Annotated in this window: 1 protein-coding gene; it reads right to left on the reverse strand. The window is 73.9% G+C overall.

The features are described from left to right. Positions 1–195 precede the first annotated feature (195 nt). On the reverse strand, positions 196–935 hold a 740-nt coding region (locus tag EHS43_RS45205; protein WP_125196121.1), incomplete at its 5' end, for a spermidine synthase.

Genomic DNA, 935 nt, shown 5'->3' on the forward strand with positions numbered 1-935 from the left:
GCCTCAGCTGATCGCGGCCGTCACAGCGAAGACGCCCCCTCGTCCACCGCCGCTCATCAAGCCCGTCTCAGCGGCAGCCTCCCGCAGGCCCACGACCGAACGCCCCGCCCGGCGTCGCGGGTCACACAACGGCCCCCTTATCCCGCCGGGACTGATCGAGCCCGTCCCAACGCCAGCCCTCCACACACGAGCGCCTCACCCCACACCGAACGCCCCGTCCGGCGGCACGGGTGACGGCACGGCCTCCTCGTCCCGGACCGGGCGTGCCGTGCCCATGAACCTGCGGAGTTGCTCGCCGTGTTCGACCCGGGCGGGGAAGGCGTCGGCCGCCGTGCGGCGGGCGAGGGCGTCCGTGTCCAGGGGCTGTTGCGCGGCGACGAGCACGGCGTTCCCGAACCGCCTCCCGCGCAGCACCCCGGGCTCGGCGATCAGGGCGAGCTCCTCGAACACCTCGGCGTAGTTCGCGAGTTGGGAGCGCAGGAAGGCGAAGGGCGCCCCGTCGGCGAGGTTCACGAGACAGGCACCGTCGACGCGGAGCACCCGGGCGACCTCACGGGCGTAGTCCAGGGACGTCAGGTGCGCCGGGACCCGGGACCCTCCGAAGACGTCGGCGACCAGCACATCCGCACTGTCCGCGGGGGCGCTTTCCAGCCACGTCCGCGCATCGGCCGCGTGCAGGGCGATCCCCGCCCCGTCCGGAAGCGGCAGATGCTCGGCCACCAACTCCAGCAGCCCCCGGTCGAACTCGACGACGTCCTGCCGCGACCCCGGCCGCGTGGCCGCCAGATACCGCGGCAGCGTCAGGGCGCCCCCGCCGAGATGGACGACGTCCAGCGCCCGCCCCGCCTCCCCGACGAGGTCCAGGACGTGCCCGAGCCGCCGCGCGTACTCGAACTCCAGATGCGTCGGCTCGTCCAGGTCGACGTAGGACTGCG

Origin of the sequence: Streptomyces sp. RP5T (assembly GCF_003933965.1) — a bacterium.
Taxonomy (GTDB): Bacteria; Actinomycetota; Actinomycetes; order Streptomycetales; family Streptomycetaceae; genus Streptomyces.